We start from the raw sequence: 9,323 nt of genomic DNA, 5'->3' as shown, positions 1-9,323 counted from the left end.
TGCCATTCGCGCGCCATCGTGATGTGACGGTTCACGTTGTCTTCGGCAGTGGGTACCAGCTCCTGCAGAAGCTCGAGCTGTGTCAGATCCCTCGCCATTAGATCGCCTCCATAGATTGCGTACGACCGGTCAAGCTTACGGCACCGTAGGTTCGGTGTGAACCGTGTCGCGCCTGTTCACTTGCTGTTCCGGCAGTCGTGATGTCCGGTGTCGACCGACCCGAATCCCCCGAATGTCGATCGACCGGTCGGCCTGTCGCGACTGTTGCAGTTCCCCCTGCACGTCGCTTCGTCTCGGCCGATCGTTACTCCCGAGTGTACGTACCGGGCAGGTGTGATCCCTGTTACCCGGGATGTGTGTGGTGCCCCCAGTAGGACTCGAACCTACGACCTGCGGATTAAAAGGTCCACGATTCAACCCTGTGACCGCGCTCCGGTCCGTCGCTTGAGGGCCGCGTGATGACCAAGCTTTTCTGCTCCATCTGCAGTGAGTTCATCCGCGAGGTATCCGGTTCCGCGCCGCCGGTACCGGTTCGGCACCGATCGTGCATCGGGTCCGTTAACAAACTGGACAGATCCGACCGCTCTGTCCGGTTTGGGGTAGATGTGACACATGAGCACTAATGCGACTATCGACCAGTGGGAGATCTTTCAGCACGGCCAGCGGCGGTCCGACCTGACGATGTACGAACGGATCAGGGTGTTGCGCGCTTTCGAGCGTGAGGCCGGCGTCGACCCGACGTTTGCTCAGCCCCTCGACATCGTTCGCTGGTATGCCTCGCACCCGGAGTGGTCACGCAGCACCCATTACTGCTACCACTCATATCTCTCAACTTGGTTCAAATGGCTTCAGCTTCAGGACATTCGGGTCGACAATCCGATGCTGAAGGTAGGCACCGTCCGGCAGCCGAAGCGCAAGCCCCGACCCGTTGCCGACGTTCACCTGATGAAGCTACTCAAGACGAACATGCATCACCGCACCCGCGTAATGATCCTGCTCGCCACTCTCGCAGGGTTGCGCTGCATCGAGATCGCAGCGTTCCGCGGTGAACACGTCGACCTCGCACGCGGCCGGATGTTGGTCCTCGGCAAAGGCGGCGACGAGGAATGGATACCGCTGCACCCGATCCTCGCAGCCACCGCCGAGTCGATGCCGCAGCGAGGCTGGTGGTTCCCCTCGAACAAGACACGGCCAGGCCAGCACGTCACCCGAAAGAGTGTGTCTCAGATCGTTGGTGACGCATTCCGGCGTGCGAACATACCGGGCTCTGCACACCCGCTACGGCACTGGTACGGAACGACGTTGCTGGAGGACGGGGCCGATGTGCGAGTGGTGCAAGAGTTGATGCGCCACGGCTCGATCAGATCCACGCAGGGCTACACGGGCGTAAGCGACATACGCATGCGCGCCGCCATCGACAAATTGGACTTGTTCCGTGCTGTCGCCTGAAATGTCCGGTGTGCTATGAATCACGCATGGTTCTTCTGTTGCTGGTAGCACTCGTGATCGGCGGTATCTACCTGTTCCGGCGTGACCATCCCGTCGAGAAGGGGCCGGTCAACATTGCCCTCAAGCGCGTGATCTGGGCGCTGGTAGCCATCGTCGTCGCGCTGGCATTGTTCACCGACGTGGGGGCGTAGCTAGGCCAATGTGAGGAAGGTGCCGCTAGGGGTGACGGTGCGGCCACCGGTGAGGCCGGCGACGTACGCCTCCACTGTGATCAGTCGGTCGACGCCGGCGGCGGGGATGGTGATCGTTGCTGTCGGTGCCGACCCGCCTGCTGGTGCCGTGCCCACTACGACGCCGGCCGCGAGTACTCGGCACGAGTTGACTGCGTTGCTGCCGCCGTAGGTCACCTGCACCACCGCCGTGGCTACGACGCCGGCCGGCAGCACGAGGCCGTCGTTTACGACCACCGATCCGCTGCGAGCTGTCCACCCGGTGAGCTGTGTCCACGTCGACCCGTTCAGTGTGGGTGCCCCGGACTTGTCCATGCCGGCACCCGCGTACGCCTGCCACACGAGATCGCTACCGATGTACACGCGGGATACCGGGTCGGCACCGATGTAGACGGAACTGACTGCGGTGTCACTGATTTGGAGTGGCATCAGCCGACGATGAAGTAGGCGGTGGTGGCGTCCTTCGAACCGAGCGCGGCGTACGCGGCGGCGGTCATTCTGCGGACGTTCGCGATGCCGGCGACGTTCTGCACACCACCAGCGGGGCCGGCCGGACCCTGCACACCCTGGTCACCCTTGGGGCCGGCGACTCCCTGGTCACCCTTGGGGCCGGCGACTCCCTGGTCACCCTTGGGGCCGGCGATAGTCGACTCGGCACCTTGCGGACCTTGCGGACCTTGGATGCCGCGTGGGCCCACTTGGTACGGGCGGTCGTTCCACGCGGCGACGCCGTTGCCGACCTTGAGGAATCCGGTGTCGGTCTCGCAGCCGAGTTCGCCGGCCATCAGTACCGGGTTTTGCTGCGCCCACTGCGCCGCTGTGGCGCGGAGCTGCTGAATGCGTTTGCGGTCAGCCATCAGAGCGTTCCTCCATCGAGTAGGTGCGTAACAGTGTCGTCGGGATGGCCACCATCGACCAGACCCTTCGACGGGGCGAAGATCGTGCCGGCGTCGGTGTCACCGAGCGTGATGAGTGGCACCGGAGTATCGGGCAGCCAGTACACCTGCTCGCCTGTCACGTCGAAACGCAGCAACGCCTTGCGGAGCCCACCGGGCGAGATCTTGTGCGTCACACGTCGAATGCGGCGGACATAGGACACACCACGGAACCGGACCACGATCGCGTCGAGCACCTCAAGCTTCGACACGAGCGCCCATTGCGCGTCGGTGTCGACGGGGATCGTGATCGACTTCGGGCCGGATCGCTCGATCGAGTACTCGTCCAGGATCGCAGCAGCCCACGCCGAGAACGACGTGCCGTAGCTGCCGGCCTCGATGTCGAGCATGTTTCCGGTGCCGCGAACGACCTTGAACATCTTCGACGCAAGACCGTATGTCGCGATCGCGGCCGGCCGCCGATACTCTGCGGTCTGCGTCCTCGACTTCATGTGACCGAGACTCAGCGGCGGGTCCTCGTTCGTGGTCGACCGCTCGAAGTCCTCCGAATCCATCAAATGCTCAGTGACCGCTACCTGGTTTATCAGATCAGTTGTGTCACTACCGAACTCGGCATCGATCGAGAACGAGGCATCCCCTTCGCCAGGCTGGTCGGAGACGTCCATTGCCACACCCTCCGGCAGAGAAGACAGCACCTCGAGCCGGTCGTTCCGGTCGAGCCGAATGAAGCCCTTGCGGGTGTTCCGGGTCATGAGCAAGGCGTCGAGCATCGACAACCGGGCAGAGCGGTACGAGGGTTCGACGCCGCCCCACGCCGGCAGATCCCGCGCCGGGCCGGTCACCTCCACGCCATCGATCACAGCCGGTATCCCGGCACGATTGAGGACCGGAGCGTACTCGTCGAAGGTGTCGAACGCGACGCCGGCGGTCATCGATCCGAGCCGGCCATGACCGTTGTGTACGCCAATCTCCACCTGTGACGGGTGGATGCCGTCCTCCACGATCCGGCGGCTGCGAATAGTGCCGGCCGCGAGAACGGTGAACGACCCATCAGGATGCAGGGCGAGGACTCGAACTCGTTTCCCAGCAACAACTTTCGCGGGTACTTCCGTCGAGATCAACCGGACGGTGGTGACGGCAAGCTCCGCTTCGATCTGCTCGGTGGTGATCTCGTTGACGTGGTCGGTGATGTCCTCGTAGGTGTAGCGGTGGAGTCGGTTCTGCTCCTGTGTCAGGGTCTCCCACTCGGCTGCGGGAACTCCCGCTGCCGGTGGGGTCTTCGGTACCACCGTCATGCGAAGAGGGTTGGTGGTGGCGTGAGTGAAGATGTTGCTGACCTGCATCTCGTACGCAGGCCCCCGGTACGGGAAGTTGTAGCTCGTCGCGTACCACCGCCCGTTGCGTTCGGTCTTCAGGCCGACTGTCAGATGCACACCTGTGACGCCAGGGGGGACAGTTGCCGCCGATACCGTGGGGATGGTGATCAGCACCTGGACATAACTGTTCGTGGCGCGGGGGTGGTAGATGGTTTCGTATGCCAGCAGCTCGACTGCTGTCTCCTCGACCACGCCGTACTCGTCGGTGTTGCTCGACATTCCCCACAGGGAGACACGCACACTGTGTCCGGTCTGGTTGCCGTCCTCATCCAACGTCCCCATGCCGACGCGGCGCATCCCGAACCGGCCGGCGAACGAAACCTGGTCGCCCTCGGCTACCGGTGTAGGAAACTTGGTCTGCATCAGCGTCGGACCGAGTGTCCGCGAAGTCTCTCGCTCCACTGTCGCAGTCACTTTCACGTCGGTGACGACCGCGTTCGAGCCGGTTCCGCTCTTGGTCATCGTCACATTGGGTATGACCGTTACGTTCGACAGCGTCTCGTCCTGCCGGATGCTCGGCATCGTCGCGAAGCCAGGAATCGGGTTGGTGGTGGGCAGCAGAATGGTGTTGGGCGGCATCGCCAACAGATCTCGCAGCGGCACTCCATCGACTGGATACGATGCCGGCGAGCGTCCGTCTTCGACCCACACATCGACGCGGTCAACTTCGACCTGCACGGCGACTTTGCTGGCGTCGGCTTTTCTAGACACTGATGGTCTCCGATCCACCGACAGCGGATGCGTACGCGCCGAGAACGTCGCGAACCTCGCGGCCGATCTTGACCGGGTCGGCCATGAGGCCGGCCTCCACCCTCACGGTCACGTGTTGCTGGACTCCGATGCCACCGGAGAGGCCGATGTTCGGCACCAACTCCTCATCGAAACGCTTCGTCACAGCCTTCGCTAGAGACGACGCCTCGGTGATCAGCTCCCGGCGCTGCGACCCGAGTCCGTCGATGAAGCCCTTCACCATCGCCTGACCGTGCGGAATGAGCATGATCCGGTCGGCCGCAATTCCCTTGCGGCCCTTGTACACACCTTTGTTCGCGGCAGCGACAGCGCCCAACTGGGCAGCTGCAGCAGCCACCGCGCCGGCCTGCGATGCGAGGCCGGCGGCGAAGCTGGCGCCCGCTGCTGCGCCCTGAGCGGACAGGTTCACCGACACGCCTTGCGCGGCTGCTGCCATCGACGCGGCGGCAGCGGAGACAGCGCCAGCGGAGCCGGCGAGGCCCGACGCGAACGAGTTGCCGGCTGCTGCACCTTGAGACGACAGGTTCACCTTCGCGCCGGCGGTGTCGATGTCGACGCGCACTGGCACCGGGGCCGGCGGCGGGATGTTGATCACCGGCAGCGAGACGTTGAACGTGATCGGCACCGGTGGCGGTGGGGTGAGGTCGAGCGTCGGCTGTGTCACGTCGAACGTGATCGGCACCGGGGCCGGCGGCGGCACTGCAATCGCAGCGCCCTCGACCGCCTCGACCTCGACCTGCACCGGTGGCGGTGGGGTCACCTCGGGGGCGGGGATCGGCTCGGACGGGGTGACCTCGGGGGCCGGCACGACCGGGGCCTCGATCGTCGGCGGTGCGAGGTTCTCGAATGCGCCGGCGATGACGGACGTGTCCGGGGGAGTCACCTCGGGGGCCGGAATGGCACCCGGTGCGATGTTCTCGAATGCGCCGGCGATTACCGACGTGTCCGGGGGAGTCACCTCGGGGGCCGGCACCGCCGGGATCGGAAGATTCTCGAACGCGGTGGACAGTGGCGTCGTGTCCGGTGGCTCGATCGACGGGGCTGGAATGCTGTCGGGTACCTTCTCCTCGAAGTCGCCCAGGAACGAGGCGTGATCGTTGAGCCACCTGTTCGGATCCCAGCCGTCACCGAAGATCTTCTCGCCCAGGTTCAGCTCGCCGGCCTTGTCGCCTATGCCTGTGAGGACATCTCCGATCTTGCTGCCCACTTCACCTACAGCCGTTGCGGCCTCGGTGAACTTGGTTATGTCGCCGGTGATGCCCTCGAGGAAGCCCGTGACCGATTCGCCGTCGATGCTGCCCACCAGGTCACCGAATGCGTTGGACATGTCGGCGATGCCATCGATGGTGCCGGAGAAGTCCGCGCTGCCCATCTCATCGAAGAACGAGCCTATGCCGCTTGTGAATCCATCGAGTGCGCCGGAATCGAGGAACCCCATTACGTTCTCGAATCCGTTGGCCATCGAGACGATCGAGTCGCCGGCACCCTCGATGATGTTGGGGATCATGCCGAAGACACGTTGCGCCCCGTCCACCACCGACTGATCACCGAGCTTCTCGGCGAAGCTGCCGAACGCTTTGATATACGACGGGACGTTGGAGATCAGGTTCTTGATGTGAGGCTCTGCGGCACCGAACGCTTTCTCCATCGCGGGGCCGACCTCGGCTGCAATGGCCGGCATAGAGCCGGACAGTTCGCCGACGAGTCTGGCTGCGCCGGCGGTCACCACATCGAGACTCGGCCGAATCGAATGGAACGCTGCACCAACAGAAGTCGCGAGATCCACGAGCGGCTGCTGCACCGGCTCGGAGATCTCCTTCATCGTGTTGACCACATCGTCCTTCATGAACGTGAAGTGGTCCTGCACCTTCTGCGAGGTAGCCGCCGAAATGATAGGGATCGCGGCCAGTGCGCCACCGACACCGACCGACAGCGCGCCGGCGGCAGCAGTGACCGCACCGAGACCAGCAGCGGTGGCGAACACGCCGGCACCGGCCGCGCCGGAGATCAGCGGCGCGAGGGCGGTCGTCATCGCGGCCAGCAACGGGGCAGCGGATGCAGCGGAGCCGCCCATCTTCGCGATACCCGACGCGGCGCTACCGCCGGCATTGGTGCCGAGACGGATCGAGTCGTCGTTGAGGGCGAGCAGCGCCAGACGGAACGCGGCGAGTTCAGCTGCGGCGGTGGCGGTATCCACGTCGAGGTTGATCGTCACCGAGCGCGGGACGGCTGCGAGGAACGCTGCCAGTTCGGCTGCTGCGCCGGCGGTATCGAGATCGAGATTGATACGGGCGTTCGCGTTGCCAAGCGTGGACGCGGCGAGAGCGGCGCGGAACCCCGCGAGATCGGAATCGATGCCGACGTTGATCCTGCGGTCCCGGAGGCCGGCGAGTTCGATCTTGAGGATGTTCAGCTCGGTGCGGTCGACATCGACGGTGACCTTCACGCGGGTGTTGCGGAGCGCGTCCATCTTCGCTCGGAGCGCTGCCAGCTTCGCGTCGTTGACGTTCACGTCCACGGTCACGTCACCGTCGCGCATTGCGGCGAGCTTGGCCTTGAGGACGTTCAGTGCGCCGTCGTCCACGTCGACTGTGACGGTGGCCTTCGAGTCACGCAGTGATGCGATCGCGGCCTTGGTGCGCTCGATGGCCTGGAGCAGATCCCGCTCGTGCCCGTTGATGTAGATGTCGACCGAATTACTCATTGTCGTCGCCTCTCGGTGTCAGGCCCAGCACGCTCGGTGCGACGGGGGGTGTGCCGCCTCGGTCGAGTAGGCGTTCGATCAGCAGAACGATGTAGGCGCGGGCTGCGAGTTTCCAGGCGTAGAGGCTGGTGTTCTCGTCCTCGAGCGTCTTGTTGCGGGTGGTGAGGGTGACGACGTTGCCGCTCTCGACCTTGTTCCACAGGGAGGCGACGGTGCCGACGCCGCCCAGGCCGGCACCGATGGCGGCGATGATGATCAGGGTGGCTTCACTCACCTATGTCACCCCGAGAGCTGACCACAGCCTCGCTGCTGCGTAGTTGATCACGGCTATCCCAACGGCTATGACGCCCACAAGGATTGGGGACGGCGGTACGGATCGGATCGGTGCCAGGATCAGGCACAGTCCGTAGAACGCCCACCCCGCGACGACGAGGGCGTGGGTGATGACGACGCCGCGCCGGATCACGGCCGCGTAGCCGAGCAGGGCACCGGTGAAGGCGAACAGGAACGGCCACACCGGGAAGAAGTGTTCGATGACGACCACGATCGACTCCTGGCCGGGTGGCAGGGGCCGGCGCACCAGGGCGTCGGGTCCGGTGTAGAGCGCGCCGACGATGACGGACAGGCCAGCGATGACGAGTGAGAGCATCCGAGCTGCTGCTACGACGGCCCGCTCGTTCATCAGCGGCCGATCTTGCGCTGACCGAACGCCAGCACGGCCATGATGCCGGCCACGCCTGCGCCGTATCCGAGCGTTTTCCAGTCACCGCCGTCGAGCAGATCGAAGTCCGGGCCGCCAATGGTGTCCGCGACGAATCCGAGCGCCGCCGAGAGTGGTAGCGCGATAGCCGCCTGTAGGGCCGTGCGCGCCGCTGCGGTCTTCGCCGGCACAGTCGCTGCCGGTGGAGGGATGCGGACCTCTTCGAGCGGCACGTTGCGATTGAGAGCCCGCGCGATGATCGGCGTCAACTGCTCGAATCGAGCTTCGATCTCGGGTCCCATCACGCGCATGATCTCGTTGCGTACCTGATCGAGAGGGCCTTGCGGTGCAGTCATGACTTCTCTTCCATGAGCTGTGCCTCGGTGGGCAGTTCGGTACGGAGCAGGTAGCTCGCCGCTGCGGTGGTGCCGGCTACGACGCCGATCACCACCGCAGTGGCGAAGGTGTGGAGCGCCCTCACAGTCCGAGGGCCTTGAGAGTGGCCGGCCCCGCGATGCCGTCCACGAGTAGGCCGGCGCGCTGTTGGAACTCGCGCACCACTGCCTCGGTCGCTGACCCGAAGTCGCCGTCAACCGCGAGCCGGGAGTAGCGGGGGTAGTCCCGGTTGAGGCGCTCCTGGAGGTTGCGCACTGCGTTGCCTGTCGAGCCACGCATGAGTAGACCGCCGACGCCGGGGTTCGGGACGACGACCGGGTCGAGTGTCGGAGCGGTGGCACCGTAGAGGGCGAACTTGCCGGCGCGCAGCTCGTTCGCGAACTCCACGTAGGCGTCCATCGGTTTGCCCTTGGCGACCTGGTAGTGCATCTCGTCTATCGGGTTGCCGCCCCAGCAGTCGCGGCCCCAGTCGATCAAGCCGCGGAATCCGGCCTGGAGTTGCTTCACGCGCTGCACTCGTTCCTGCGGCATTGTGTAGCGCCGGAACGGGTACTTGTTCCAATTCAGATCAATTGCTGTGCCGGACTTGTGATTCGAGGTGTATACCGAGTTGGTCTCGGTGTAGCCGCCTTCATCGGATGCGCCACCGGTCAGCGGCTCGATGTCGCGGTTGTACATTGCCGCGAAGCTGATGAGCACGAACCCGGCGTCGTGCGGGTGCAGGGGGAGCACGATGTTCGTTCCGGTGATGCCACGTCGTACGACCTTGCTCGGTGGGATCGAGGCCCATCCGTTCTCGGTGGTGACCATCATTTCCTCTTC

11 protein-coding genes and 1 pseudogene are annotated in these 9,323 nt (G+C 64.6%); 2 read left to right on the top strand and 10 right to left on the bottom strand.

The features are described from left to right. A pseudogene (locus CH305_RS29370) lies at window positions 1-98 on the bottom strand (acyl-ACP desaturase); the annotation flags it as partial. A gap of 514 nt (window positions 99-612) precedes the next feature. On the opposite strand from CH305_RS29370, the gene CH305_RS03160 reads away from it, so the two are divergent. Together CH305_RS03160 and CH305_RS28910 are read left to right on the top strand one after the other, a co-directional pair. After that, on the top strand, window positions 613-1,449 hold the full coding sequence (locus CH305_RS03160) for a tyrosine-type recombinase/integrase (RefSeq protein ID WP_094702628.1): 837 nt from the start codon (window positions 613-615) through the stop codon (window positions 1,447-1,449). Window positions 1,450-1,475: 26 nt separating this feature from the next. Next, on the top strand, window positions 1,476-1,640 hold the full coding sequence (locus CH305_RS28910; RefSeq protein ID WP_179278165.1) for a hypothetical protein: 165 nt from the start codon (window positions 1,476-1,478) through the stop codon (window positions 1,638-1,640). Here CH305_RS28910 and CH305_RS03155 read toward each other — a convergent pair whose 3' ends face one another. Genes CH305_RS03155 through CH305_RS29360 form a run of 9 tightly spaced genes read right to left on the bottom strand, consistent with a single transcriptional unit; the run spans window position 1,641 to window position 9,314 of the window. Next, window positions 1,641-2,108 carry a hypothetical protein gene (locus tag CH305_RS03155; protein WP_094702626.1) on the bottom strand — a complete coding sequence of 156 codons (468 nt, stop codon included), beginning with the start codon at window positions 2,106-2,108 and terminating at the stop codon, window positions 1,641-1,643. It abuts the gene before it with no gap. Continuing rightward, on the bottom strand, window positions 2,108-2,536 hold the full coding sequence (locus tag CH305_RS03150; protein ID WP_094702624.1) for a collagen-like protein: 429 nt from the start codon (window positions 2,534-2,536) through the stop codon (window positions 2,108-2,110). The genes CH305_RS03155 and CH305_RS03150 overlap by 1 nt, the downstream gene beginning before the upstream one ends. Then, a complete protein-coding gene (locus CH305_RS03145; RefSeq protein ID WP_094702622.1) occupies window positions 2,536-4,662 on the bottom strand; it encodes a hypothetical protein in 2,127 nt (708 codons plus the stop codon). Before CH305_RS03145 ends, CH305_RS03150 begins: the two co-directional genes overlap by 1 nt. Next, on the bottom strand, window positions 4,655-7,405 hold the full coding sequence (locus CH305_RS03140) for a hypothetical protein (RefSeq protein ID WP_094702620.1): 2,751 nt from the start codon (window positions 7,403-7,405) through the stop codon (window positions 4,655-4,657). The genes CH305_RS03145 and CH305_RS03140 overlap by 8 nt, the downstream gene beginning before the upstream one ends. Further along, on the bottom strand, window positions 7,398-7,679 hold the full coding sequence (locus CH305_RS03135) for a hypothetical protein (RefSeq protein WP_094702618.1): 282 nt from the start codon (window positions 7,677-7,679) through the stop codon (window positions 7,398-7,400). The genes CH305_RS03140 and CH305_RS03135 overlap by 8 nt, the downstream gene beginning before the upstream one ends. Further along, window positions 7,680-8,087, bottom strand: a complete 408-nt coding sequence (locus CH305_RS03130; RefSeq protein WP_094702616.1) for a hypothetical protein — start codon at window positions 8,085-8,087, stop codon at window positions 7,680-7,682. Further along, the gene (locus CH305_RS03125) at window positions 8,087-8,461 is read right to left on the bottom strand and encodes a hypothetical protein (RefSeq protein WP_094702614.1); all 375 of its coding nucleotides are present in this window, start codon (window positions 8,459-8,461) and stop codon (window positions 8,087-8,089) included. The genes CH305_RS03130 and CH305_RS03125 overlap by 1 nt, the downstream gene beginning before the upstream one ends. Continuing rightward, window positions 8,458-8,586, bottom strand: a complete 129-nt coding sequence (locus CH305_RS29365) for a hypothetical protein (RefSeq protein WP_256980323.1) — start codon at window positions 8,584-8,586, stop codon at window positions 8,458-8,460. The genes CH305_RS03125 and CH305_RS29365 overlap by 4 nt, the downstream gene beginning before the upstream one ends. Beyond that, complete coding sequence (locus tag CH305_RS29360) at window positions 8,583-9,314, bottom strand: peptidoglycan-binding protein (protein ID WP_094702612.1); 732 nt, start codon at window positions 9,312-9,314, stop codon at window positions 8,583-8,585. The genes CH305_RS29365 and CH305_RS29360 overlap by 4 nt, the downstream gene beginning before the upstream one ends. Between the last annotated feature and the right edge of the window lie 9 nt (window positions 9,315-9,323).

The sequence above is a fragment of the Rhodococcus sp. 15-649-2-2 genome (assembly GCF_002258645.1).
Classification (GTDB): domain Bacteria; phylum Actinomycetota; class Actinomycetes; order Mycobacteriales; family Mycobacteriaceae; genus Rhodococcoides.
The sequence above is the reverse complement of the archived record's forward strand: the minus strand, read 5'-3'. Positions and strand labels throughout refer to the sequence as shown.